Below are 25,683 nucleotides of genomic sequence, written 5' to 3' on the forward strand. Positions count from 1 at the left end.
GTCGTTAGAGATATGATGATAAACCATATTGGAGCTAAAAATGTCAGAACAGAGCTATAAAAAGGACTTACAAGGTAAAGAATTATCTCCAGAAACCTTAATGATGAGTTATGGCTATGACCCTAAGCTTTCAGAAGGGTCAATTAAGCCACCTGTTTTTCTGACATCCACATTTGTATTTAAAACCGCTCAGGAAGGGAAAGATTTTTTTAACTTAGTTAGTGGGCGCACACAAACGAGCGAAAACCATAAACAAGGATTGGTGTATTCACGTTTTAACCACCCAAATAGTGAGATTGTCGAAGACAGACTCGCCCTGTATGAGGGGGCAGAAAGCGCAGCGCTATTTTCTTCTGGTATGTCGGCAATTACAACGTGCTTAATGGCAGTATTGCAACCGGGTGATGTGTTACTCCATTCTCAGCCACTTTATGGTGGAACTGAAACCTTATTTTTAAACACGTTAGCCCGTTTTGGAATAACTTCGGTTCCTTTTCAAAATGGTTATGAGCAAGAATCTATTTTAGACGTTGCTAAACGTATCGAAAAAGGTAAAAAAGTCGCGGCTATCTATATTGAAACGCCGTCTAATCCATTGAATACACTTGTTGATATTGAATTAATTAGCCAAGTGGCAAAGCAGATATCGACGAACCAAAATGGACAAATTCCATTAGTCATTTGCGATAATACGTTGCTAGGGCCTGTATTTCAAAAGCCGTTGTCATTAGGCGCAGATTTAAGTGTGTACTCACTAACTAAATATGTGGGAGGGCATTCAGACCTAGTTGCGGGTGCTGTGGTTGGAAGTCAGGAGTTAGTCAAGAAAGTGAAGGCGCAACGTAATGCCATCGGTACACAGCTTGACCCCCATTCTAGCTGGATGTTAGGGCGGTCATTAGAAACATTACAGTTACGTATGGAAAGGGCAAATGAGAGTGCAAAAATATTGGCTGAATATCTCCATCAGCACCCTAAAGTCAGCAAAGTGCATTTTCCTGCTTTTTTTCCGGAAGGGAGTGTGGAACATCAAGTTTATCAAAAACAATGCACTGGTGCAGGCTCAACCTTCTCTATCAATGTGGGGAGTAATGAAGCGGATGCATTTCGTTTTCTAGACAACTTAGCTATCTTTAAATTAGCAGTTAGCTTAGGAGGGACTGAGTCGCTCGCCAGCCATCCGGCGTCCACAACCCATTCAGGTGTTGCTCAAAAGGTCCGGGAACATATTGGTATTAGTGATAATTTAGTGCGCTTATCAATTGGTATTGAAAATGTGAATGACCTTAAATATGCATTGGAACTAGCATTAGAGGCGATTTAATCATCAGGGTGGGCTTTCCCACCCTGAATAATCACAAAATTGCGTTAACTGATGCGGTATTGTGCGGGAAGTTCGCTAAAACCAAGTCCATTGCCTTTTTTCACTGCAATTTGTACGGGGATGCGCTCTTTCATTGCTTCCACATGGCTAATTACGCCAATAGTTTTGCCGGATGCATTCAAACTTTCTAATGCATCTAGGGCAATATCTAACGTTTCTGCATCTAAAGTCCCAAAACCTTCGTCTAAAAAGAGCGATTCCAATTGTGTACGGTGACTCACCATATCGGATAGCGCTAGGGCCAATGCTAAACTCACTAAAAAGCTTTCCCCGCCAGAAAGCGTTTTAATGTCTCTAATGCTATCTGCTTGCCAGCCATCAATAACTTGTAACTCAAGGTTTGCTTGGTGGCTACGCTGTAATAAATAACGGCCATGAAGTTTTTCAAGTTGTTGATTGGCTAAAGAAACTAAACAATCCAAAGTTAGGCCTTGTGCATAACGTCGGAATTTATCCCCTTCAGCGGAGCCGATAAGTAAACTGAGATAGCTCCAATCGTCATAACTTAATTGGCTTTTCTCTATTTCTTGCAGTAAATCTTGTTGCTGATGGCGCAGTTGCTTATCTGCACTGAGTTGGTTAATTATCTGGCCTTGCTTTTGGTTTATTTGCTTAATTTCTTCATCAAGTTGAGTGACTACTGTTTGTAATTGCGTTTCAGTAAGCGCCGAAAAATCAGCAATACGCTGTTGATTCAGTGCTTCAATCGCCTGTAGCCCCTCTTTATAACGTGTTTCACACTGAATACGAGCTTGGTTTATGCGCTGTTTTAGCTCTTCTAATTGTTGCTTTTCTTCGTGGCTTATTAACGCATCAAGAAAGGCTTGTTGATGGCTAAATGGGCTATCTGTAAGTGATTGAGTGAACAGGGTATTGGCTTGTTTTTGTGCCAGTTTTGTTTTTTCACTGGCGTCAATGAGCTCTTGATAGCTTCCATTCATTGAGGCGATGGCTTTATCAATCTCATTGAGTTGTTTACTTAATTGTTCCTGAGTTTGGAAAAGGATGGTTTGTTTATCATTCAATTGCTGAATGAATTGGCTGATAGCTAAACCAGAAAGCAGTGTTTTCCGTTGCGCTATTTTTTGCTCTAAACCTAACTCAATTTGTTTAAGTCGATTTTCTTCTTGTTCAATTTGTTGAGTGAGAATACGGAGTTGTGCTGACTCAACTTTTAATGTGGCATTATTGACTTCAATTTGTTGGCTAAGTGTTTGCGCCGCCATTTTTTGGTTATTAAAGCGCTCACTTCGCTGAGTAACTTCGCGAAACCATTCATCAAACTTATCTTTATCTGGCGCGCTTAAGTTAAATGGATCTAGGGTGGATTGCCATTGCTCTATTTGTATCTGTTTACGCTGTTGGAGCTGATTATGTTCTTTTTGGAGCTCATCAAGTTGTTGCGTTTGGTTTTTTAAACGCTCTTCGACTAATAACAGTTCTGATTGCAGCTGTGTAAAGCTAGCTTGTTGTTCATGTAAATGATGTTTGGCTTGCTGATATTCACGTTCTAGAGCCGCCATATCCGCCACTATTCTCTGTTGCGTAGCTAATTGATCCGTTAATTGATTAACTAAGAGGGTGACGGCTTGCTCATTTTGGGCTAACTCAGGAGTGAGTGCTTGCTCACATGCCTTTTGCCACTGTTGGTTAAAAGCATCGAATTGTTCATTGGTTTGCTGTTGTTGCTGTAAGTTTTCGTTCTGACGTTGTTTTTGTGTGTGAAGTTGTGATTCTAACTGAGCTTGTTGCTGTTTTAATTGGTCGAGTTTATCTGTTAGTTCAATGAGTTGTTGCTGCGTTTCACTGAGATGGATTGATTGATAATCGTTAACTGCAGGGTGCTCTGTTGCACCACATAATGGGCAGGGGTTACCTGCTATGAGTTGCTGGCGCTCATGCTCTAGGCTGACAATTTTTTGTTCTAATTGTAATTTATCATTGGTTAGTTTGACGCGTGGGGCTAACTCATTAATACGTGTCAGGGCAATGCTCAACTCTTTTTGCGTTGCAGTGATACTTTGTGCTAATTCAGCATCTTTTTGAATTTCTTTCTGTTTTTGTGTTTGAGTATTAAGGCATTGAGATAATATTAGGGGTAATAACTTGGCATGCTGTAATCGAGCTTGTAGCTGTTCAATGTGTTGATTGATGGTGTTAACATTATGTTTTTCTTGATTTTGTTTGTAGGTTTCTTCTTGTTTTTTGAATGCGACGGTGCTGCGCTCTAACTCGAGACGTTTTTGGGCTAATTTTTCAGTTTGCAGCTGTTGTTGCCGTTGTAACTGTGCGACGCCATTTGAAAGTATTTGTTGTTTATTGTGTAAACTTGCCAGTTTGTCGGCTAATTCGAAAATAAAATGACCTTGTTGTTGCCAACTACCTATTTGGGAACTCAGTTCAGCGTCTTTTGGGTGCGCTTCTAGGAATAGGTTGTGTTTCTTTAACTCAATGTGAGCATTTTGGATCTGACTCTGTGTCTCATTAACTAAGTGTTGTTTTTGCTGAAGAGTTGTGTGTTGTTGTTCAATTTGCTGCGTAATTTCAGACTGTTGCTGTTTCAATTGTGCAATTTGGTTATCCAGAGGCCTGACTGTTTCATCAATCAATTGATGTTGTTGTTTGGCAAAATCAAGGTGTTGTTGATACTCGGATTGTGATTTCAACAACTTCTCTTGCAGTGGGGCACGTTCAGCTTGCTGAGTTTGCAAGCTAAGTTGCAAACGTTGTTGTTTATTCGTGTATTCAGTGAGTTGTAGTTGCTGGCGTTCAACTTCCTGCCACAACGGACGAAGGGATTCTGCCGGAGCGCTGTCCGCCAACCGTTTCAACTGAGGCTGAGCGGCTTGGAACTCAAGCTCGTTTTTTTTAAGCTCATCATCAAGTGATTGCATGCGCTGGGTGAGTTGGTGATATTGTTGCCACCAATTAACCCCTTGTTGGTGGCGAGCCCGCTGTTGCTTGGTTTGAGTCTCTTGTTCAAGTAAATGGTTTTGTTGTGCCAATAACTCTTGATGTTCTGCTTCAGTGAGTAAATTAATGCTTTGCGCTTTCGCTTTTAGCAAATCTAAGTCAATTTTAGCTTGCTTGTGTTGATTAAAAACATAAATTGAAATTTGGCTATAAATTTCAGTGCCTGTAATTTCTTCAAGTAAATCAGCGCGTTCTTTCTCTGAAGCATTTAAAAACGCAGCAAAATCACCTTGAGAGAGTAAAATTGATTTAGTAAAACGCTCATAATCAAGCCCAGTTATTTGTGCTACTAATTCCTTTATCTCTGTGATTTTTACGGTCAATATTTTACCATCAGTAACCGTTGCAAGTTCCGCCTTAGGCTGTTGTAAATTGCCGTCAGGTTTTCCTCCTGCTCGTCTTTGGCTCCAAAAGGCACGATAAGCTTTGCCTTTGACCTCAAACTCCACCTCCGCAAGGCATTCCCCAGTGTGGCGAGTCATCAGTTCATTTTGTGCGTTAGAAATGGTTTTTAAACGCGGTGTTCGGTGATAAAGCGCGAGGCAAATTGCATCCAATAAAGTGGTTTTTCCTGCACCTGTGGCACCTGTAATGGCAAATAGCCCATTGCTAGCAAATGGCTCTTCAGTGAAATCAATTTTCCATTCACCTCTAAGGGAGTTAATATTTTTTAAACGTAAACTTAAAATCTTCATATTAACTTTCCTTGCTCATTTGTAATGCGTCATAAGATTGTTGAAATAACTGCACTAGGCGCTGTTCACGCTCAGGATCTTCTAATGACTCTTGGGCAAGGCGACGTAAAAAAACGTCTTCTACGGTGAGTTCACTCAATGTTTCATTGGCCAAGGTTTGGTTTTGTCCCTGTATTTGCTTGCGTGCACGGCGTAGTATCACGATTTCGACAGGGAGGTCTTGTGTCAACGCTTCAATACGTTGTTGGATATCAGCGAGGTAATCTTGTGAAGCGACTTCAATATCAAGCCAAACCGGTTTATCACCTTGGTAATCTTTCCATATCTCTAATTGCTGTTCTATTTGGCTTAAGGATCCTTTAATGCTTTGTAATGGCTGAATAATGGGGATTTTCAAGGGGGTAATTTGAGTTAATTCACTTCCAGTGAATTCAATAAGGCAGACACTTTTTTGTTGCGCTGTTTCGTCAAAACTTAATGCAATAGGTGAACCGCAGTAGCGAATATTTTCTTGTCCTCCAATCACTTGGGGGCGATGAATATGGCCAAGGGCAATATAGTCAGCAGGGGGAAAGGCCCCAGAAGGAAACGCATCTAACGTACCAATATAAATGTCTCTCACAGAGTCAGTTAAGGCTGCGCCGACAACGGTTAAATGGCCAGTTGCAATAATTGGGATATCCAACCCTAAAGCGGCTCGTTGTTCTAGTGCGAGTTGGTAGCTGGCTTGGTAATGATCATGAATAGCGCTTTGTAGTGAGCGTTGTTTCTCTTCAATATCTTGCCCTGCGATACTCAGTTGAATATCCCGAGGACGTAAAAAAGGAATGGCACAAACTAAGCCGATAGGTTGTGTTTGTTTATTCACTAAGGTAATAACATGCGGCTCACTTCCAGACGTAATGACTTGTGTATTCAAGTAACGAAGTAGAGCACTTGACTCATTGAGTACAGAAACAGAGTCGTGATTACCGCTTAAAATAACCAGTTGGCAACCTGTTTTTTGTAAGTCGACAATAAATTTGTTGTACAGCTCACGTGCATAGCTCGGTGGTGAACCTGTATCAAATATATCACCTGCAACGATGACGGCATCAACATGGTGTAGTTCTACTTGCTCAACTAGCCAATTTAAGAAATGTTGGTGCTCAGGCGCACGGCTTTTGGTAAAAAAATACTGACCAAGGTGCCAGTCTGAGGTATGAATAATGCGCATGAGTTATCAATTCCTATCATCAATAATGAGCATGAACGTTCGATAATGAGAGTATACCTGATCCATATAATGGGTGAGGGGTGTTTGTGACTTTATTACCATGTTGCGGAAATATTTCACTTAAATGACATTTAACCGTTAAAATAAAGATTAATATGCGTTTTACCCATTGATATTCATAATTCTGTCATAAAAGTGACGCATAATGCTTTCACATTTTAAATGTCTTCTTAATTTTACAGGAACAATCATGGCAAGACGCATTCTAGTTGTTGAAGATGAAGCGCCCATCCGAGAAATGGTTTGTTTTGTATTAGAACAGAATGGTTTTCAGCCTATTGAAGCTGATGATTATGACAGTGCGATTGCACAACTCGTTGACCCGCTACCCGACCTCGTCCTACTGGATTGGATGATCCCAGGGGGCTCCGGTATCCAAGTAATTAAACATATGAAGCGTGATAGCGCAACACGTGACGTTCCTGTCATGATGTTAACTGCACGAGGAGAAGAAGAAGACCGCGTAAAAGGTTTGGAAGTTGGCGCGGATGACTATCTTATCAAGCCATTTTCACCGAAGGAATTAATTGCTCGGGTAAAGGCAATTTTACGTCGTATTTCACCAATGGCGACGGAAGATATTATTGAAATGAATGGGTTAACATTAGACCCTACCTCTCATCGTGTGACCAGCAATGACATCCCTATTGATATGGGGCCAACTGAATATAAATTACTACATTTTTTCATGACTCACCCTGAACGCGTATATAGTAGAGAACAGCTACTAAATTATGTCTGGGGAGCCAATGTGTATGTTGAGGATAGAACCGTTGACGTGCATATTCGGCGGTTAAGAAAGGCACTAGAGACGGAAGGTCATGATAAAATGGTACAAACTGTACGTGGTACAGGTTATCGTTTTTCTATCCGTTATTAAAACCCACAAAGGGAGAGGCATGCGTGCTTGAACGTTTATCGATTAAGCAGCTGATTTGGGGGCTGTTTTTATTTATCTTACCCGCCCTTATTTTATCGGTTTTTATTGGCCACCTAGCGTGGCTATTAGTGATATCGCTACTTGCTGCACTGATATGGCATGGGTATAACCTGCTCAAGCTTTCTTACTGGTTATGGCTAGATAAAAGTATGTTGCCCCCTGAAGGGCGAGGTGGGTGGGAACCCATTTTTTATGGTATCTACCAGATGCAGCAACGTAATCGAAAACGCCGCCGTGAATTAGGCCAGTTAATTAAACGGTTTCGTAGTGGTGCAGAATCACTACCTGATGCAGTGGTAATGATGACAACCGAAGGGAATATCTTCTGGTGTAATCGCCATGCGCAGGCTTTGCTTGGCTTTCGTTGGCCTGAAGATAATGGTCAACATATTTTTAATTTACTACGTTATCCTGATTTTAGCCGTTACTTCACCATCAAACGTTATGACCAAGCGCTGACTATCGAGCTCAATAGTGGTGAAATCGTTGAGTTTCGTATCTTGCCATATACCGAAGGGCAGTTATTGATGGTTGCGCGAGATGTGACAGAAAAACGTCGTTTGGAAAAGGCGCGTAGGGACTTTTTTGCGAATGTGAGCCATGAATTACGGACTCCCCTCACTGTCATTCAAGGTTACCTAGAGGTTATGGATGACCAAGAAAACGTGACTGCGGTCAATAAAAAAGCACTGCATGTTATGCAAGAGCAAACGCACCGCATGGATAACTTAGTTAAGCAGCTTTTGCAGCTATCACGCATCGAAATTGCCCCTCAAATTAACCTTGATGAGCAAGTGAATATCCCTGTCATTCTCAAAATGATTGAGCAAGAAGCGCTTAGTTTAAGCCAAGGGCGTCATCAATTTGAATTTCATGTTGATGAAAAATTGCGTGTTCATGGTAATGAAGAGCAATTACGTAGTGCAGTGGCGAACTTAGTCTATAACGCGATCAGCCATACGCCTGAAGGCACCAAAATTTGGGTTGATTGGCAGAGAAGCGGGCAAGGGGCGCGTTTTAGTGTGAGAGATAACGGGCAAGGGATACCCGCAGAGCATATCCCTCGTTTAACCGAACGTTTTTATCGAGTAGATAAAGCACGTTCCCGCCAAGGCGGTGGAGGTACTGGCCTTGGGTTAGCTATTGTTAAACATGCATTACAACATCATAGTAGTCAGTTGGTGGTGACGAGCCAGTTAGGTAAAGGGAGTGAGTTTTCATTTACGTTACCAACAGTACTAATTGTTGATGATAAAAAACTTAAAAATGGGTAAATAATTCCACTTTATTAATATAATCAAAATATTAATAAAGTGGATTATTTCTATTCACCAATCCATATGCATATTCAATTCAATATTCATATATTTAATGCTTATAATTGCTGTCACATTAATTATATATTCTGTTAAATAATCAATTCTAATCACTAGAAAAAGATGAGTTGTTCATTTTTCGAACAAAGTATATAACGAGTATTGGGATTTTGCTGAAAGTAATCACTAGTTCTGAAAATTAGTTTAGTTATTTATTCTTGTTTTTAGGTTTGCTATTGCCTTTTTGCCCTATAAAAGTTCTACTTGTTGTCAGTTATTGGCGAATTTTTCTGTTTTTTGACTTTTCATTTCGTGTGATACAGGCAAATATACTTTTTTATATTGTTAACAGTATGTTTATCAGAATTCTATCTCGCTATATATATTTCAAAGGGTTGCTAAGTGTAAACCCATAATTTTCTATTTTGTCACTTAAAAATAACATAATATGGCTCATCGTTTATCATCAAGAGATATCATCGCATTAGGCTTTATGACTTTTGCGTTATTCGTCGGGGCAGGAAACATTATCTTTCCCCCTATGGTTGGTTTGCAGGCAGGGGAACAAGTTTGGACTGCGGCACTAGGGTTTTTGGTTACTGGTGTGGGTTTACCTGTTTTGACGGTTATTGCGCTGGCTAAAGTGGGTGGGGGTATTGAAGCGCTCAGTACGCCTGTCGGCAAAACTGCAGGGCTACTATTGGCGGTTGTTGCTTATTTGTCGGTAGGGCCTCTATTCGCAACGCCAAGAACGGCAACTGTATCTTATAAAGTCGGTATCGCACCATTATTCGGTGGTGAGTCCGATATGCTATTACTGATCTACAGCGTGGTTTACTTCGTTCTAGTTATTGGTATTTCATTATACCCAGGAAAACTGCTCGATAGCGTTGGGCACATTTTAGCGCCTGTAAAAATGCTAGCTTTGGCTATTTTGGGTATTGCGGCTGTCATGTGGCCTGCGGGTGATCCGATTCCGTCAACAATAGAATATCGTGAGATGGCTTTCTCGAACGGCTTTATCAATGGTTATCTGACAATGGATACCCTCGGTGCGATGGTATTTGGTATCGTTATTGTTAATGCGGCGCGTTCAAGGGGTATCGAAAACTCTTCATTATTAACTCGTTATACTATGTGGGCAGGGTTAATTGCAGGGGTATTATTGACGCTGGTCTATTTGTCATTGTTTAAGCTTGGTGAGAATAGTGGTTCGTTAATTCCAAACCCTGCTGATGGCGCTGACATTTTACATACCTACGTCCAATATACTTTTGGTAATTACGGTAGCTTCTTCCTCGCGGTATTAATATTTGTTGCTTGTATGGTAACTGCCGTCGGCTTAACTTGTGCTTGTGCAGAGTTCTTCAGCCGGTATGTACCGATTTCTTACCGTAAACTGGTATTGATCCTAGGTGTGTTCTCCATGGTGATCTCAAACTTAGGTTTGAGTAAGTTAATCGCCTTCTCATTACCCGTGCTAGTTTCAATTTATCCACCTTGTATTGTCTTAATTTTATTAAGCTTTACTTTGAAGTGGTGGAAAAACCCAACAATAGTGATTGCGCCGACAATGTTAGTCAGCTTTGTGGTCGGTCTAATTGGCGCCGTAAAAGCGTCAGATCATCTGAAAGGTTATATTCCTGAATGGATGACAGCAATGCCACTGTATAAGCAAGATTTAGTCTGGGTATTACCAACTGTTGTTGTGATGGTCGTGGCAATTTTATGCGATAAGTTTGTGGCACCCGCTGCGCAGCATAAACAAGTATAGTAATTTCAATTATTGAATCGAAGGGCCGCTAATGTTAGCGGCCTTTTTTTGTGTAACCAGAGCGGTTACATAACTCGTTTTGAATGGGGCTAATGATATTTTTTTGTTGAAGTTAGTACGGAGTACTAGTAGATTGGATGGGAAATGCGCAAGGAGGTGCAAATGAATTATTTAGAGTTTGTTGAAACTAGAATTTTTAGTCAGCAACGTAAACTAATTATGGAAGATAATGAATTTCAATTATTTCAGGCCTTCTTATTAGAAAACTATGAGTATGGTGACGTAATAAGCCGCTCTGGAGGATGTAGAAAAATACGTTGGAGAGCCTTAAATAAAGGAAAACGTGGTGGTGTTAGGGTTATCTATTATAACAGAACCATGAGCGGTAGGTTGTATTTGCTTACGATTTATACTAAGAACGCAAAGGAAGATTTGAATGAACAAGAAAAAGCGATTTTACGAGCAATCATTCAAAAGCTTGCTTAATGGTTAAATATACTCGTAATCTTTCAAGTTGCAGCGGTGTTGATTACGCTCAGATAGCCGAGTCACATAGTTTATCTATGCTTTCCGTCTATCTTCCTTTATCACCTAACTGCCGCTCGAATTATTTAAAATATAGAATTGAATGAGTTATGTAATAAGGATAATGGTATGGGAAAAAAGCTTTTTGACGATTTAGTGAGTAGCTTAGAAGAGATGGTTGCTATCGAGAAAGGTGAATTAGTTCCTGCTAGTGAAAATATTCATCGCTTCGAACTACCAGATGTTAAAGCTATTCGTAAACACTCTGGTATGAAACAACAAGAGTTTGCAGAAGCGATAGGTTCTAGTGTTGATTTGGTCCGTAGCTGGGAACAACAACGTCGGTTTCCATCAGGAATAGCCCTCAAATTGTTGTATCTTTTAGAAAAGAAACCAAGCCTGATTAATGAGTTGAGGGCCATTCATATTTAATCCAACCCCATCAGTGAAGGGGTTGGATCCTTCGACAGCGATTAATCAACCCCAACTGCACTACCTGCTGGACGGCGTACATCGTTAGAGCCATAAATGAAGCCTTCACGAACTTTCCCCGAAACAGCGGAATCATTACCTGAAGATTTGGCACTAACACCAGCGCCTTCAGGGATCGCGACCATAATCAGCTCGGCGGCACCCCATGGTGTTTGTTCAACCATCTGGTAACCCATTTTATCGAGGAGCGCTAAGGTGTCTTTAGAAACGCCTCTTTGCTCATAATAAACCTCATCAGGGAGCCACTGGTGGTGAATACGCGGTGCATTAACGGCTTCTTGTGGCGGCATACCATGGTCGATAATATTTAAAGCGGTTTGCAGCGTAATTGAAATAATCCGTGAGCCTCCCGGTGAACCGAGAACTAAAAATACCTTGCCATTTTTCGTCACGATAGTCGGGCTCATGGATGATAATGGGCGTTTACCCGGTGCAATAGCGTTGCGTTCCCCTTGTACTAAGCCATATAAATTCTTCTCGCCGACTTTCGTGGTGAAATCATCCATTTCATCGTTTAAGAAGAACCCTGTCCCCGGAGGGATAACAACAGAACCGAATCGGCCATTAATCGTATAAGTCGTTGAAACCGCATTTCCTTTTTCATCTACTACAGAGTAATGTGTTGTCTCTGGTTTTTCGTGTGGCCCTATTCCCGGTTGAACTTGGGTTGATGGCGTTGCTTGGTTGGGTTTGATTTCTTTGCGTAACTCTTCTGCATAAGCTTTACTGAGTAATTTTTCGGTTGGATTATCGACAAATTCAGGGTCACCAAGGAAGGTGTTTCTATCCATGTAGGCATGGCGCATTGCTTCTGTAAGAGTATGAATATAGTCCGCAGAGTTAAAGCCCATTTCCTTGAGGTCATACCCTTCTAAGATATTAAGCGTTTGGCAGATAGTTACCCCGCCTGAACTAGGTGGTGGAGCAGAGATAAATTGATACCCTCTATAGGTACAACTGACAGGCGCTGTATCTGTAATTGTAAAATCCGCAAAATCTTTTGCTGTTAAGATACCACCATTTTTTTTCGATGCTTCTTCAACAATTTTGGGGATTTCACCTTCATAAAAAGCGGATGGGCCATTCTGGGCAATTTTTTCTAAGGTATTGGCTAAATCTGTTTGGACTAGTAAGTCTCCCGGTTGGAAGGCACTACCATCAGGCTTTAAGAAGATACGAGCCACTTCAGGGTCTTGTTTAAAACGTTCTGTCGTGGTGTCGAGAACATCGGTATCTGCACGGGTTAGAGTAAAGCCTTCTCTGGCTAATTTTATGGCAGGAGCCATCACCTGTTGGCGGCTCATTGTCCCGTATTTTTCTAAAGCATAGTCTAGGCCTTTAACGGTACCGGGTACACCTGACGCAAGATAGCCATAGAGGCTGGCATCTTTAATCAATTTACCGTCTTTATCTAAATACATATCTGCGCTAGCGGCAGCAGGGGCAGTTTCTCGAAAGTTAATGAATAAGTCTTTCCCATCGGCTAGGTGGATAGTCATAAAGCCGCCACCGCCAATATTACCGCAGCAAGGGTTAACCACGGCTTGTGCATACCCTACCGCAACAGCTGCATCAATGGCATTACCGCCTGATTTTAGAATATCAGCCCCAATTTGTGATGCTAAATGTTGGGAAGAAACGACCATGCCTTTTTTCGCTTCAACCGCAGGTTCGGAGGCGGCATATAGTTGACTGGAAACAAGTAAGGAAAGAAGTAGAACCGCAGGGCGTAATGATGTTTTTATCATTCGTATCTCCCAGTTAAGGTTAGGTGAGGTGTTTTATCGCACAAATATTCAATATGAATAATTTGTTAATTATTTGTGCTTTTAATGTATAGCACACAATAATACAAAACATTGAGTATTTGAGTTAAGAATTGTTAACTGAGTGGAATAATTGCTAGCAGGAAGAGAAAAGATAGACTTGGTTCACAAAAAGTAAAAAGCGGGCCTAATGCCCGCTTTTCTAAAACTCGCGTAACGAATTACAGTTTTGCAGAGTTTTTAGTCAGGTAGTCAGCAACGCCTTTTGGAGATGCATTCATACCTTCTTGGCCTTTTTCCCACTGAGCTGGGCAAACATCACCGTGCTCTTCGTGGAATTGCAGCGCGTCAACCATACGCAGCATTTCGTCAATGTTACGGCCTAATGGCAGGTCATTAACGACTTGGTGACGGACAACGCCGTTTTTGTCAACGAGGAAAGAACCACGCAGTGCAACGCCTGCATCTGGGTGTTCGATACCGTAAGCTTTGATGATTTCGCGTTTGATATCAGCAACCATTGGGTATTTAACTTCACCAATACCGCCGTTATCTACTGGTGTTTTACGCCATGCGTTATGAACAAACTCAGAGTCAAAAGAAACACCAACAACTTCTACGCCACGTTTTTTGAATTCTTCGTAGCGGTGGTCGAATGCGATCAGCTCTGAAGGACAAACAAAAGTAAAGTCCATTGGCCAGAAAAAGATCACAGCTGGACGGCCGTTTAGGTGGGTTTTCAGGTTGAAGTTATCAACGATTTCACCATTACCTAAAACAGCTGCAGCAGTAAAGTCAGGGGCTTGACGTGTTACCAGAACCATAATTTACTCCTATGAGTTTGAATTAAAGTTTTTTGTCCTGTCTATTTAATCACTGATAAATAGTGTGGACATAGACTGCCAAAAGAATAGAAAAATATCTTTTGATAATAAAGACATTTAAACCGATTATTGTGATAGGTTTTGGCTATCAATCATACTGGTTTATTAAATTAATATCAATAAGATAGTTTTATTCCATTAAAGTGCAAGCTTTAATTTATTCCTTTGTGTTAATTGTGACATTTTGTACAAAAAAATGTTGCAGCGCATTAGCCATCATTTCTGGATAAAATTGAAAGAAAATATTTTCTAACGCATCATACTGTAATAAAAAATCGTCAAATGAACCACTTAGCGCTCCAAGCTTGGGGCGCCTTCTCGCCATACCATTCAGTGATTTACCAATATAATTTTTATCCGCATAGCGTATCAGCCACTGCTGAGGCCAAAGGAATTCATTTAACTCCTGAAATTTTTCAGGAGTATGACAAAGTTGTGGCTCAATTATTGTTCGGCAGTCGCGTACAAAGCCCGCTAGCGATATTGATGGCTCAATAGTCGACCAGTGCAGCGACAAAAAATGATCCCAGACTAAATCCAAGGTTATGGGCGCAACACGGCGATATTCATCACGAAACAACAACTTAGCTTCTTTGACTAAAGGGTGGGTATCCGTGGTTCTGTCCACAGCTCTGTGCATAAAAATACCCGCAACAATCTCGGGGGAGTAAAGACCCGTAGGATTGCCACGCACGTAGTCAGCCATGATGTTGCCGAGCAAGGAGCTGTCAGCGAGGTGGGCCAGGTGGAGGTGCGCTAGGTAATTCATCCTCCTATGATATACCCGATGCCTTTCAAATTATAGCTGTGTTAGCTGCACAAATCGACCCTAGTCACATACTGATGTATGCTCCTAGGGATCAATTTGCTTGCTGCCTTGCTCTAATTCGAAATTCATGGGGTATATTTATTTAGTAGAAAGAAAAAGAAAAAGAAAAAGAAAAAGAAAAAGAAAAAAGACGGAAGTTAATGTGTCATAAAAGTTTATTGAAATTGAAATAATTCATTCTTTGAATGGACAAATAGCGTACAGAATTTTTTGCTAACAAAATATTTGTTAAATAATGGTGTTTTTCTGTACTATTTTACGCTTATTTCTTGCGCCAAAGTCAGCGCGGCACTAGACTAGTCGCCTGTTTTTTTAGATTGATGTCAATACAATGCGTGTTTCTGATTTTACTTTTGAATTACCTGAAGAACTGATTGCCCACTATCCGCAGGCTGAACGTAGTGCTTGCCGTTTATTAAGCCTCGATGGCGGTTCAGGGCAGCTCACGCATGGTGTTTTTACCGATATTCTAGAAAAATTGGAGCACGGTGACTTGCTAGTGTTCAATAACACTCGCGTGATCCCTGCACGGTTATTTGGGCGCAAAGTTAGCGGTGGTAAAATTGAAGTTCTGATTGAGCGTATGCTGGATGAACACCGCGTATTAGCCCATGTTAGGGCATCAAAAGCGCCAAAAGAAGGGGCTGAATTACTGTTAGGTGAAGATGAAAGCGTGAAGGCGACCATGGTCGCGCGTCATGGTGCATTGTTTGAACTGCGCTTTGATGATGAACGTGATGTATTAAGCATTCTAAACCAAATTGGTCATATGCCTCTGCCGCCTTATATTGATCGCCCTGATGAAGAGTCAGATAAAGAACTTTATCAAACCGTGTATAGTGAAAAACCAGGGGCTGTCGCAGCACCAACGGCAGGTTTACACTTTGATGAGCCGTTACTTGAAGCATTGCGCCAAAAAGGCGTAGAAATGGCGTTTGTGACATTACATGTGGGAGCCGGTACCTTTCAACCAGTACGTGTTGATACTATCGAAGATCACATTATGCATTCTGAATATGCAGAAGTGCCACAAGAGGTCGTGGATGCCGTTTTAGCCTGTAAAGCTCGAGGTAATCGCGTTATCGCTGTTGGAACAACGTCGGTTCGGTCACTAGAAAGTGCCGCAAAAGCAAGCCAAGACGCTTTAATTGCTCCATTTTTTGATGATACCCAAATCTTTATTTACCCTGGGTATGAATATCAGGTGATAGATGCACTAATCACCAACTTCCACTTACCTGAATCTACATTAATTATGTTGGTTTCTGCGTTTGCTGGATATAAAAACACCATGAATGCATACGAAGAAGCCGTTAAACAAAAATACCGTTTCTTTAGTTATGGTGATGCTATGTTTATTACCCCCAATACAAACGCTCGATTTGAGAAAATTGGTGAGTAATCAGTTTTATAAGCGGTGGCATCGGCTGCTTGCTTAGCAAATTAATATTATCGATAGCAACAGACTGTTTTTCTGCTGCTAGGAGGCAAATGTGAAATATGAATTACAAACGACTGACGGCAATGCACGCCGTGGTCGCTTAGTCTTTGAGCGCGGCGTGGTGGAAACCCCTGCATTTATGCCAGTAGGAACCTACGGTACAGTTAAGGGGATGACCCCTGAAGAAGTGAAAGAAACTGGCGCTCAAATCTTATTAGGGAATACTTTCCACCTGTGGTTACGCCCGGGTCAAGAAATCATGAAGTTACATGGTGATCTCCATGACTTTATGCAATGGCAAGGGCCAATTTTAACCGATTCAGGTGGCTTTCAGGTCTTTAGTCTTGGTGCGATGCGCAAAATTAAAGAAGAAGGTGTGCATTTTCGCAACCCTATCAACGGTGAAAAAGTTTTCCTAAGTCCTGAAAAGTCGATGGAAATTCAGTATGACCTCGGCTCAGACATTGTCATGATTTTTGACGAGTGTACGCCGTATCCAGCAGATTGGGACTATGCAAAGACATCAATGGAAATGTCGTTGCGTTGGGCTGCACGTAGCCGCCAACGCTTTGACGAACTAAACAATAAAAATGCTTTGTTCGGTATTATTCAAGGTAGTGTTTACGAAGATTTACGTGATATTTCAGTTAAGGGACTGGTGGAAATCGGCTTTGATGGGTACGCTGTAGGCGGCTTAGCCGTAGGCGAACCGAAAGAAGATATGCACCGAATTTTAGAACATGTCTGCCCGCAAATTCCAGCTGACAAACCTCGTTATTTAATGGGAGTTGGCAAACCTGAAGATTTAGTTGAAGGGGTTCGCCGTGGTATCGATATGTTCGATTGTGTGATGCCAACACGAAATGCACGAAATGGGCATTTATTTGTGACAAATGGCGTGGTAAAAATTCGTAATGCTAAGTATAAATCAGACACATCAACACTGGATGCTGATTGTGACTGTTATACTTGTCGTCATTATAGCCGTGCTTATCTGCATCACCTTGATAGATGTAATGAAATCCTTGGTGCAAGGCTCAATACCATCCATAATTTACGTTATTACCAGCGTTTGATGGCCGGTATTCGCCAAGCCATAGAAAATGGGAATTTTGAAGAGTTTGCTAAAGATTTTTACCAAAAGATTGGTAAACCCGAACCTTCATTAAATATCGAGTGAATTTAAGTGCGAAATGCCACTAATCTGTGTAGCATATCAAACTTAGCTTTTTTGTATGTAAAATTGCTTTCAATAAAACAATGAGGAAAGTTGAATGAGTTTTTTTATTTCTGAAGCAGCGGCGTCAGCAGGTGCACCAGCGCAAGGTAGTCCATACACCATGGTTATCATGCTTGTTGTTTTCGCGCTGATCTTCTATTTCATGATTTTGCGTCCACAGCAAAAACGTGCGAAAGAACACCGTAAATTGATGGAATCTATCACTAAAGGTGATGAAGTTTTAACAACTGGCGGTTTAATCGGGCGTGTAACTAAAGTGTCTGAAACCGGTTATGTGGTTCTTGAGTTGAGTGAGAACACAGAAGTAACCATCAAACGTGATTTCGTTGCTGCTGTTTTACCTAAAGGCACAATGAAAGCAATTTAATTCTGATTCTCCCGAAGGGAACTGCCGTGCTAAACCGTTATCCTTTGTGGAAGTATCTGATGTTGATCTTTGCGATCCTCATCGGTTTGCTTTATGCACTTCCAAACCTATATGGTGAGGATCCGGCTGTTCAGATCACTGGCGTGCGGGGAACCGCCGCCAATGAACAAACGCTGATCCAAGTCCAAAAATCGTTAAAAGACGATAAAATTGAGAGTAAATCTATCTCTCTAGAAAATGGGGCAATTTTAGCCCGATTCAACAACTCTGATGTTCAGTTACGTGCGCGTGAAGTGATCATGAATGCACTGGGTGACCAGTATGTTGTTGCATTAAACCTTGCACCTGCAACGCCTAAGTGGCTCGAAGCGATCGGTGGTGAACCGATGAAGCTTGGTCTTGATCTGCGTGGTGGGGTTCACTTCCTGATGGAAGTTGATATGGACACTGCATTAGGTAAATTGCAGGAACAAAACATGGATGGTTTGCGTAATGACCTGCGTCAAGAAGGCATTGCGTACTCTTCTATTCGTAAAGGCAATGATTACAGCGTGGAAGTTCGCTTCCGTAACGCGGACGATCGTAGCCAAGCTGAAAAAGCATTGTCTCGTAAATACCCAGACTTAGTCTTTAGTGATGGCAGCGATAACACCATGATTGCTGTTATGACCGACGAGCGTTTACGTGAAGCACGTAACTATGCAGTTTCTCAGAACATTACTATTATTCGCAACCGTGTAAACCAATTAGGTGTTGCGGAGCCACTCGTTCAACGCCAAGGTGCTGACCGAATTGTGGTTGAATTACCCGGTATCCAAGATACTGCTCGCGCAAAAGAAATTTTAGGTGCGACTGCGACATTAGAATTCCGTTTGGTGAATACTTCAGTCGATTCTTCCGCAGCAGAAAGTGGCCGTGTACCAGGTGATTCAGAAGTTAAATATGACCGTGAAGGCATGCCTTACGTTTTATATAAGCGTGTGATCTTAACGGGTGACCATATTACGGATTCAACCTCTGAAGCGGATGAAAATGGCCAACCACAAGTGAGTATCAGTCTTGATAGTGCTGGTGGTTCTATCATGTCTGACTTTACACGTGATAACCAAGACAAGCTGATGGCAACGCTGTTTGTTGAATACAAAGACAGTGGTAAAAAAGATGCAACTGGCCGTTCAATTTTGGTGAAAGATGAAAAGGTCATCAATGCGGCACGTATTTCTGCGCGTTTTGGTAGCAAATTCCGTATTACGGGTATTACTAACGGTACTGAAGCTCGCCAGCTTTCATTACTGTTACGTGCTGGTGCGTTGATTGCGCCAATCCAAATTGTTGAAGAACGTACCATTGGTCCAACACTGGGTATGCAAAATATCGAGCAAGGGCTAAAAGCGTGTATCGCAGGTCTGTTAGCTTCTATCCTGTTTATGATTATTTATTATCGTAAATTTGGTCTGATTGCGAGTAGTGCGCTGTTAGCAAACTTGGTGTTAATTGTTGGTGTTATGTCCTTATTACCGGGGGCAACGCTGACCATGCCAGGTATTGCGGGGATTGTATTAACCCTTGCAGTTGCAGTCGATGCTAACGTTCTTATTAACGAACGGATTAAAGAAGAGCTCAAGAACGGTCGATCTGTTCAGCAAGCGATTCATGAAGGGTATAAAGGCGCCTTCTCAAGTATTACAGACGCAAACTTAACGACACTTATCACTGCGATTATTCTATATGCAGTGGGTACTGGGTCTATTAAAGGCTTTGCGATTACGACAGCGATTGGTGTCGCAACCTCTATGTTTACAGCTATCGTCGGTACACGTGCTATCGTGAACCTGCTTTACGGCGGTAAACGTATTAACAAGCTGTCAATTTAAGGAGCACGTTGTGGCACAGGATTATACTGTTGAACAATTGAACTATGGTCGTAAAGTTTATGACTTTATGCGCTGGGACAACGTTGCCTTTAGCATTTCTATCGTATTACTGATTGCTTCTTTTGTGATTATCGGCGTCAAGGGTTTTAACTGGGGCTTAGATTTCACAGGTGGTACGGTAATTGAAATCAACTTAAGTCAGCCAGCTGATTTGGATAAAATTCGTGATAGCTTGTCTAACTCGAACCATAAAGATCCACTAATCCAAAACTTTGGTAGCAGCCGCGACATCATGATCCGTATCCCGCCTATTGAAGGCACCGCGGGTCAAGAAGTCGGCAAAGAAATTATCACGATTATCAACCAAAGTGTGGATGATAAAGCAACCGTAAAACGCATTGAATTCGTGGGGCCAAGTGTTGGGGCTGAATTGGCGCAAACAGGGGCTTTGGCTCTGTTAACTGCGTTGATTTGTATCCTAATCTATGTTGGGTTCCGTTTTGAATGGCGCTTGGCTGCGGGTGCCGTGCTATCTCTTGCGCATGACGTGGTGATTACTTTAGGTATTCTGTCTTTGTTCCATATTGAGATAGATATGACTATCGTGGCGTCATTGATGTCGGTTATCGGTTACTCGCTGAACGACAGTATCGTTGTATCAGACCGTATCCGTGAAAACTTCCGTAAAATTCGTCGTGGGACACCGTACGAAATCATGAACGTCTCTTTGACGCAAACATTGAGCCGTACCATTATGACATCAGCAACCACATTATTAGTGGTTCTGATGCTATACCTGTTCGGTGGCGCAATGTTGGAAGGCTTCTCATTGGTTATGTTAATCGGTGTAACTATCGGTACTATCTCATCTATTTACGTGGCTTCTGCACTAGCACTGAAGATGGGTATGAAGCGTGAACACTTGATGCAAGCGAAAGTCGAAAAAGAAGGTGCAGACCAAGAGTCGTTACTGCCTTAGTTCTTAAAATAGTTCGTGTGTGAGTAGGCAGCAAGTGAACGACATCCCTAGGAACCATAGTAAACTATGTGACTAGGGTATCGGAGTGCAGCTAATACTCTCACAACGCGAAATATGAAGAGCAACGAGAACACCCTAGGAGGCATCTTCTAGGGTGTTTTTTCTCGCATAGTAGGGTAAACTATCTCCCCCTAAATAGATTCAGGAAACGCTATGCACTGCCCATTCTGCTCAGCTGTAGATACGAAAGTTATTGACTCGCGTCTGGTCGGTGAAGGGTCCCAAGTCCGTAGACGCCGCCAATGCTTACTGTGCCATGAACGCTTCACAACCTTTGAAGTGGCTGAACTTGTCATGCCTAGAGTCATTAAAAGCGACGATATTCGTGAGCCTTTTGATGAAGAAAAGCTTAATCGTGGTATGCAAAAGGCATTAGAAAAACGGCCTGTAAGTTCTGATGATATTGAACAAGCTATTATTTCTATTAAATCCCAGCTTAGGGCTACCGGGGAGCGCGAAGTTCCGTCGAAATTAATTGGCAGTTTGGTCATGGATGAGCTGAAAAAGCTCGATAAAGTTGCCTATATCCGTTTTGCTTCTGTTTATCGCAGCTTTGAAGATGTGCGTGAATTTGGCGAAGAAATCGCTAAATTACAGGATTAACGCCAATGATTGAACAAGACAACATGTATATGGCTCGTGCTTTTGAGTTGGCACGAAAAGGGTGTTTTACCACATCACCTAATCCAAATGTCGGGTGTGTGATTGTGCGTGATGGTATTATTGTCGGTGAAGGGTATCATCAAAAAGCGGGGGAACCCCACGCTGAAGTCCATGCACTAAGAATGGCAGGAGATAAAGCGCAAGGGGCAACGGCTTATGTCACCCTTGAGCCTTGCAGTCATCATGGTCGTACCCCACCTTGTGCAGAGGCGCTGATCAAAGCGGGTGTAAGCCGCGTTGTTGCTGCCATGCAAGACCCAAACCCTCAAGTTGCGGGCCGTGGCCTGTATATGTTGTCGCAAGCAGGGATTGAAACGCGCAGTAATGTTTTATTAAACGATGCTGAAGCGGCAAACCGCGGCTTTTTAAAACGTATGCGTACCGGGTTTCCTTATATCCAGTTGAAACTTGCCGCTTCACTCGATGGCAAAACCGCCCTTGAATCAGGGGAAAGTAAATGGATTACCAGCTCGGCAGCTCGCAAAGATGTACAAGCTCTTCGAGCCGAGGCTAGCGCTATCTTAAGTACGAGCAGCACGGTTGTTGCTGATGACCCTTCTTTAACGGTACGTTGGAACGAGCTCCCATCAGACATCCAACAAGTTTATCCAGAAAACCAAGTGCGCCAGCCCATTCGTATTGTGTTGGATAACCACAATCGTGTGACTTCTGGCCATAAAGTCACTCAATTAGATGGTGAATGCTGGTTAGTGCGTTCAAACCCAGATGAAAATGCAGTATGGCAAGGGCAAGTTGAGCAACTCGCTGTTCCTGCTGATGAAAACGGCACCGATCTCGTTATTTTGATGATGCAATTGGCTAAACGTAATGTGAATAGCATTTGGGTTGAAGCAGGGGCAAAACTTGCAGGCTCATTGCTTAAGTTAGGTTTAGTGGATGAGCTGATTGTCTATATTGCGCCTAAATTATTAGGAAATAGCGCTCGAGGCCTGGTGGACTTCCCACCGCTTAATGCCCTTATTGATGCGCCAAAATTTGAATTTACAGAAGTGAAGCAAGTCGGGCCAGACCTACGCGTCAGGCTTCGTCCCGTATGGTAAGTGTTTTTTTTGAAAATCATACGTACGATACACGAAAGAATGTGATAAAATCCGCGCCCCGCGGGTTATAATTAATATTAGAGGAAGGCTATGAACGTAATTAAAGGTGTTGTTGCTGCTCCACAAGCGCGTGTTGCTATCGCTATCGCTCGTTTTAACAACTTTATTAATGATAGTCTGCTGGAAGGTGCTGTTGATGCGTTAGAGCGCATTGGTCAGGTTTCAAATGACAACATCACAATTGTGTGGGTTCCAGGCGCTTATGAGCTACCGTTGACCACAAAAGCATTAGTTGAAACTAATAAATATGATGCAGTAATTGCATTAGGTACCGTTATTCGTGGTGGTACAGCTCACTTTGAATATGTTGCAGGTGAATGTAGTTCCGGCCTATCTCATGTCGCGATGAACAGTGAAGTGCCAGTGACTTTTGGTGTGTTAACCACTGAAAATATCGAACAAGCCATTGAACGTGCGGGTACTAAAGCAGGTAATAAAGGTGCTGAAGCTGCGCTGACAGCACTTGAAATGATTAATGTAATTAAGGCCATCAAAGGCAAATAATACACAATTAGCTCGATGTTGCCGTTTTTTCGCCACAATGGTGTAGATAACGCAATGCAACAAGTGTTTTTTGTGTACAGTTTTTAAATTTAAGGGGAATCTTGTGAAACCTGCTGCTCGTCGCCGCGCTCGTGAGTGTGCTGTACAGGCCATTTATTCATGGCAATTATCTGGCAATCCAATTGCTGAAGTGGAATATGAGTTTATTGCTGAACAGGACATGTCAGACGTTGACGTAAACTATTTTCGTGAACTGTTATCAGGTGTTGCGACCAACGCGACAAAACTTGATCAACTGATGGCGCCTTATTTATCTCGTCAGCTAGAAGAGTTAGGGCAGGTAGAAAAAGCGATTTTACGTGTCTCCATGTTTGAATTAAGTTTCCGTGAAGACGTACCTTATAAAGTTGCAATCAACGAAGGTATTGAATTAGCGAAAGTTTTTGGCGCAGAAGATAGCCATAAATTTGTTAACGGTGTATTAGACAAAGCGGCACCTGCAGTTCGTCGTAAAAAATAATAATATCAGGGTTCCCTCCTGTAGCACTACGGTAATAAATAGGTAGGCTGGGTTCCAGTCTACCTTTGTGTTTATATGCTCGCGATATTTCAATGACAGGTGAGCGAAGAATAATTGTAGCCAATTAGATACGCTGTTTAGGTTAGCAATTGTGTGCTATTTACCTATTATTGAATTATTAGGGTGTAAATTATTTGCTTCGTCTCAAACGAAAATAGATATAGCGAAAACGGAAAATCTACCATGTCATATGGCGAATTTGACCTCATCGCGCGTTATTTTAACCGTCAAACCACTAACCGACGTGATGTTAATATCGGTATTGGCGATGATTGTGCGTTGATGACCATTCCAGAAAAACAGCAACTTGCAGTAAGTACTGACACTCTCGTTTCTGGTATCCATTTCCTACCTACCATTTCACCGGCTGATCTTGCTTATAAATCATTAGCATCTAATTTAAGTGACCTTGCAGCGATGGGCGCAGACCCTGCATGGGTTTCCTTAGCCATTACATTGCCTTGTGTTGATTGCGATTGGTTGCAATCTTTCAGTGATAGCTTGTTTGAACAGCTTAATTATTATGGAATGCAATTGATTGGTGGTGACACAACTCGTGGGCCAATGAGTTTAACGTATACGGTTCATGGTTTAGTACCAAATGGTAAGGCGATGTCTCGCGCAGGAGCGCGTAATGGCGATTGGATTTATGTCACTGGTACTCTCGGTGATAGCGCGGCAGGCTTAGCTATTTTGCAAGACAAACTGAATGTTGAAAATGTAGAGCATCAAGAATGGCTAATTGCGCGCCATTTACGTCCGCAGCCACGGATTTTACAAGGCCAAGCGCTGAGAAACCTGGCTTCTTCTGCAATTGATATTTCGGATGGTTTAGTTTCCGATCTTAACCATATCTTGAAAGCGAGTGGTTGTGGTGCACGGATTAATTTAGATGCATTGCCTCAATCAGAAGCGTTGAAACAAAGTTGTAGTATTGAGCAAGGGCGTTTATGGTCTTTGAGTGGTGGTGAAGATTACGAACTCTGTTTTACTGTTCCTGAAATTAATCGTGGAGCGTTAGAGATGGCATTAGCGCATACGGGGTCAGGCTTTACGTGTATCGGGCAAATTAAGCCGCAGTCTGAAGGAATTAGCTACTTTTGCAATAACCAAGAAGTTGATGTAAACCTAAAAGGTTTCGATCATTTTGTTTCGGAAGGTGCATAGAATGGCAAGTCGCCAAGAAAAAGCGGAAGCAAAAAAACGGCTAACTATGCGTAATCCTTGGCACTTATTGGCTACGGGGTTTGGTAGTGGCCTTTCTCCTATTGTGCCTGGCACAATGGGCTCTCTTGCTGCGATACCTTTCTGGTTATTAATGGCAAACATGCCAATTTGGAGTGTGTGGGTACTCATTATCGTGGGTTTTTGGATTGGTTGCCTAATTTGCCAACGCACTTCCGACGATATGAAAATTCATGACCATGGCAGTATTGTTTGGGATGAATTTATTGGGATGTGGATTACGCTAATGGCGATCCCAGTTGTTGATTATGAGTGGGTCATTACCGCCTTCTTTATTTTCCGCATTTACGACATGTGGAAGCCATGGCCAATACGGTTTTTTGACCGAAAAGTCAGCGGCGGTTTTGGTATTATGATTGACGATATCATTGCGGCGATTTTTGCTTATGTCACTATTTGGTTGTTGGTTTGGTATGACATTATGCCATTCTCAACCAACTAAATACGCGTCATATTTTGCGTTGTGGCGTTGTTGGCTGCGTTCGGTTACCCGAATCACATACTTGTGTATGCTCATCGGGATAACCTCGATTGCCGCCTAGCCACAACCCAAACTATTTAGCGTATAAATACGCGTCATATTTCAAATTGTAGGGGTGTTGGCTTCGCTTATTCGCTCTAGTCACATACTTGTGTATGCTCCTAGGGTCTTATTCGCTTGCCGCCTACCTACAATCTGAACTATTTAGCGTATAAATACGTGTATATTTGATGTGATTGCATATCGTGGTGACTTCTTTTACTTCTTTTACTTC

General features: G+C 42.0%; 22 protein-coding genes. 17 read left to right on the top strand and 5 right to left on the bottom strand.

Annotated elements, in window-relative coordinates; all coding sequences use genetic code 11:
- Positions 1-40: 40 nt before the first annotated feature.
- Positions 41-1,324: a cystathionine gamma-synthase family protein gene (locus M1F17_RS03335; protein WP_094961946.1), complete on the top strand. Its 1,284-nt coding sequence runs from the start codon at positions 41-43 to the stop codon at positions 1,322-1,324.
- Between the two features lie 44 nt (positions 1,325-1,368).
- On the opposite strand, the gene M1F17_RS03340 is transcribed toward M1F17_RS03335, so the two are convergent.
- Both M1F17_RS03340 and sbcD read right to left on the bottom strand, forming a co-directional pair.
- Positions 1,369-5,052, bottom strand: coding sequence for an AAA family ATPase (locus M1F17_RS03340; protein WP_318837236.1), 3,684 nt, complete (start codon positions 5,050-5,052; stop codon positions 1,369-1,371).
- Position 5,053: 1 nt separating this feature from the next.
- Complete coding sequence (gene sbcD, locus M1F17_RS03345; protein WP_094961948.1) at positions 5,054-6,268, bottom strand: exonuclease subunit SbcD; 1,215 nt, start codon at positions 6,266-6,268, stop codon at positions 5,054-5,056.
- Positions 6,269-6,518: 250 nt separating this feature from the next.
- On the opposite strand from sbcD, the gene phoB reads away from it, so the two are divergent.
- The 5 genes from phoB to nadS all read left to right on the top strand — a co-directional run bounded on the left by phoB (position 6,519) and on the right by nadS (position 11,315).
- Entirely contained in the window at positions 6,519-7,208 is a 690-nt protein-coding gene (gene phoB / locus M1F17_RS03350; RefSeq protein WP_036958559.1) for a phosphate regulon transcriptional regulator PhoB, read from the top strand.
- 23 nt (positions 7,209-7,231) lie between these two features.
- Positions 7,232-8,542, top strand: coding sequence for a phosphate regulon sensor histidine kinase PhoR (gene phoR, locus M1F17_RS03355; protein ID WP_004905567.1), 1,311 nt, complete (start codon positions 7,232-7,234; stop codon positions 8,540-8,542).
- A 490-nt stretch (positions 8,543-9,032) separates the two neighbouring features.
- Positions 9,033-10,358, top strand: coding sequence for a branched-chain amino acid transport system II carrier protein (gene brnQ, locus M1F17_RS03360; RefSeq protein WP_004905565.1), 1,326 nt, complete (start codon positions 9,033-9,035; stop codon positions 10,356-10,358).
- A gap of 162 nt (positions 10,359-10,520) precedes the next feature.
- Positions 10,521-10,844, top strand: a complete 324-nt coding sequence (locus tag M1F17_RS03365; protein ID WP_164454990.1) for a type II toxin-antitoxin system RelE/ParE family toxin — start codon at positions 10,521-10,523, stop codon at positions 10,842-10,844.
- A gap of 168 nt (positions 10,845-11,012) precedes the next feature.
- Positions 11,013-11,315 (top strand): NadS family protein, encoded by a 303-nt coding sequence (gene nadS / locus M1F17_RS03370; RefSeq protein WP_004905562.1) that lies wholly within the window; start codon positions 11,013-11,015, stop codon positions 11,313-11,315.
- 41 nt (positions 11,316-11,356) lie between these two features.
- Here nadS and ggt read toward each other — a convergent pair whose 3' ends face one another.
- From ggt to M1F17_RS03385, 3 genes are all read right to left on the bottom strand, one after another.
- Positions 11,357-13,123, bottom strand: a complete 1,767-nt coding sequence (gene ggt / locus M1F17_RS03375; RefSeq protein ID WP_004905560.1) for a gamma-glutamyltransferase — start codon at positions 13,121-13,123, stop codon at positions 11,357-11,359.
- 239 nt (positions 13,124-13,362) lie between these two features.
- Positions 13,363-13,965, bottom strand: coding sequence for a peroxiredoxin C (locus M1F17_RS03380; protein ID WP_004905550.1), 603 nt, complete (start codon positions 13,963-13,965; stop codon positions 13,363-13,365).
- 217 nt (positions 13,966-14,182) lie between these two features.
- On the bottom strand, positions 14,183-14,794 hold the full coding sequence (locus tag M1F17_RS03385; RefSeq protein ID WP_094961950.1) for an ACP phosphodiesterase: 612 nt from the start codon (positions 14,792-14,794) through the stop codon (positions 14,183-14,185).
- A gap of 391 nt (positions 14,795-15,185) precedes the next feature.
- Here M1F17_RS03385 and queA point away from each other — a divergent pair, with 391 nt between their 5' ends.
- The 11 genes from queA to pgpA all read left to right on the top strand — a co-directional run bounded on the left by queA (position 15,186) and on the right by pgpA (position 25,370).
- Entirely contained in the window at positions 15,186-16,256 is a 1,071-nt protein-coding gene (queA, locus tag M1F17_RS03390) for a tRNA preQ1(34) S-adenosylmethionine ribosyltransferase-isomerase QueA (protein WP_004905546.1), read from the top strand.
- 91 nt (positions 16,257-16,347) lie between these two features.
- Entirely contained in the window at positions 16,348-17,475 is a 1,128-nt protein-coding gene (tgt, locus tag M1F17_RS03395; protein ID WP_004905543.1) for a tRNA guanosine(34) transglycosylase Tgt, read from the top strand.
- 94 nt (positions 17,476-17,569) lie between these two features.
- The gene (gene yajC, locus M1F17_RS03400) at positions 17,570-17,902 is read left to right on the top strand and encodes a preprotein translocase subunit YajC (protein ID WP_004905542.1); all 333 of its coding nucleotides are present in this window, start codon (positions 17,570-17,572) and stop codon (positions 17,900-17,902) included.
- Positions 17,903-17,928: 26 nt separating this feature from the next.
- Complete coding sequence (gene secD / locus M1F17_RS03405) at positions 17,929-19,776, top strand: protein translocase subunit SecD (protein WP_071585895.1); 1,848 nt, start codon at positions 17,929-17,931, stop codon at positions 19,774-19,776.
- A 10-nt stretch (positions 19,777-19,786) separates the two neighbouring features.
- Complete coding sequence (secF, locus tag M1F17_RS03410; protein ID WP_004905538.1) at positions 19,787-20,755, top strand: protein translocase subunit SecF; 969 nt, start codon at positions 19,787-19,789, stop codon at positions 20,753-20,755.
- 213 nt (positions 20,756-20,968) lie between these two features.
- The gene (gene nrdR / locus M1F17_RS03415) at positions 20,969-21,418 is read left to right on the top strand and encodes a transcriptional regulator NrdR (RefSeq protein WP_004914623.1); all 450 of its coding nucleotides are present in this window, start codon (positions 20,969-20,971) and stop codon (positions 21,416-21,418) included.
- Between the two features lie 5 nt (positions 21,419-21,423).
- Positions 21,424-22,539: a bifunctional diaminohydroxyphosphoribosylaminopyrimidine deaminase/5-amino-6-(5-phosphoribosylamino)uracil reductase RibD gene (gene ribD, locus M1F17_RS03420; RefSeq protein WP_094961951.1), complete on the top strand. Its 1,116-nt coding sequence runs from the start codon at positions 21,424-21,426 to the stop codon at positions 22,537-22,539.
- A gap of 90 nt (positions 22,540-22,629) precedes the next feature.
- Positions 22,630-23,103: a 6,7-dimethyl-8-ribityllumazine synthase gene (gene ribE / locus M1F17_RS03425; protein ID WP_004905531.1), complete on the top strand. Its 474-nt coding sequence runs from the start codon at positions 22,630-22,632 to the stop codon at positions 23,101-23,103.
- Positions 23,104-23,206: 103 nt separating this feature from the next.
- Positions 23,207-23,623 carry a transcription antitermination factor NusB gene (gene nusB / locus M1F17_RS03430; protein WP_036958557.1) on the top strand — a complete coding sequence of 139 codons (417 nt, stop codon included), beginning with the start codon at positions 23,207-23,209 and terminating at the stop codon, positions 23,621-23,623.
- Positions 23,624-23,866: 243 nt separating this feature from the next.
- Positions 23,867-24,850, top strand: coding sequence for a thiamine-phosphate kinase (gene thiL, locus M1F17_RS03435; protein WP_004905525.1), 984 nt, complete (start codon positions 23,867-23,869; stop codon positions 24,848-24,850).
- Between the two features lies 1 nt (position 24,851).
- Positions 24,852-25,370: a phosphatidylglycerophosphatase A gene (gene pgpA, locus M1F17_RS03440; protein ID WP_094961952.1), complete on the top strand. Its 519-nt coding sequence runs from the start codon at positions 24,852-24,854 to the stop codon at positions 25,368-25,370.
- The last annotated feature ends 313 nt before the right edge of the window (positions 25,371-25,683 follow it).

This window comes from Providencia sp. PROV073, assembly GCF_033688125.1.
GTDB classification, from domain to species: domain Bacteria; phylum Pseudomonadota; class Gammaproteobacteria; order Enterobacterales; family Enterobacteriaceae; genus Providencia; species Providencia hangzhouensis.

Excerpts from the sequence above, each read along its gene's own strand:
- ribE (WP_004905531.1), top strand. The coding sequence starts at position 22,630 with ATGAACGTAATTAAAGGTGTTGTTGCTGCTCCACAAGCGCGTGTTGCT.
- sbcD (WP_094961948.1), bottom strand. The coding sequence starts at position 6,268 with ATGCGCATTATTCATACCTCAGACTGGCACCTTGGTCAGTATTTTTTT.
- thiL (WP_004905525.1), top strand. The coding sequence starts at position 23,867 with ATGTCATATGGCGAATTTGACCTCATCGCGCGTTATTTTAACCGTCAA.
- queA (WP_004905546.1), top strand. The coding sequence starts at position 15,186 with ATGCGTGTTTCTGATTTTACTTTTGAATTACCTGAAGAACTGATTGCC.
- ggt (WP_004905560.1), bottom strand. The coding sequence starts at position 13,123 with ATGATAAAAACATCATTACGCCCTGCGGTTCTACTTCTTTCCTTACTT.
- nrdR (WP_004914623.1), top strand. The coding sequence starts at position 20,969 with ATGCACTGCCCATTCTGCTCAGCTGTAGATACGAAAGTTATTGACTCG.
- nadS (WP_004905562.1), top strand. The coding sequence starts at position 11,013 with ATGGGAAAAAAGCTTTTTGACGATTTAGTGAGTAGCTTAGAAGAGATG.
- pgpA (WP_094961952.1), top strand. The coding sequence starts at position 24,852 with ATGGCAAGTCGCCAAGAAAAAGCGGAAGCAAAAAAACGGCTAACTATG.
- yajC (WP_004905542.1), top strand. The coding sequence starts at position 17,570 with ATGAGTTTTTTTATTTCTGAAGCAGCGGCGTCAGCAGGTGCACCAGCG.
- M1F17_RS03380 (WP_004905550.1), bottom strand. The coding sequence starts at position 13,965 with ATGGTTCTGGTAACACGTCAAGCCCCTGACTTTACTGCTGCAGCTGTT.
- phoB (WP_036958559.1), top strand. The coding sequence starts at position 6,519 with ATGGCAAGACGCATTCTAGTTGTTGAAGATGAAGCGCCCATCCGAGAA.
- M1F17_RS03335 (WP_094961946.1), top strand. The coding sequence starts at position 41 with ATGTCAGAACAGAGCTATAAAAAGGACTTACAAGGTAAAGAATTATCT.
- ribD (WP_094961951.1), top strand. The coding sequence starts at position 21,424 with ATGATTGAACAAGACAACATGTATATGGCTCGTGCTTTTGAGTTGGCA.
- M1F17_RS03365 (WP_164454990.1), top strand. The coding sequence starts at position 10,521 with ATGAATTATTTAGAGTTTGTTGAAACTAGAATTTTTAGTCAGCAACGT.
- M1F17_RS03340 (WP_318837236.1), bottom strand. The coding sequence starts at position 5,052 with ATGAAGATTTTAAGTTTACGTTTAAAAAATATTAACTCCCTTAGAGGT.
- M1F17_RS03385 (WP_094961950.1), bottom strand. The coding sequence starts at position 14,794 with ATGAATTACCTAGCGCACCTCCACCTGGCCCACCTCGCTGACAGCTCC.
- brnQ (WP_004905565.1), top strand. The coding sequence starts at position 9,033 with ATGGCTCATCGTTTATCATCAAGAGATATCATCGCATTAGGCTTTATG.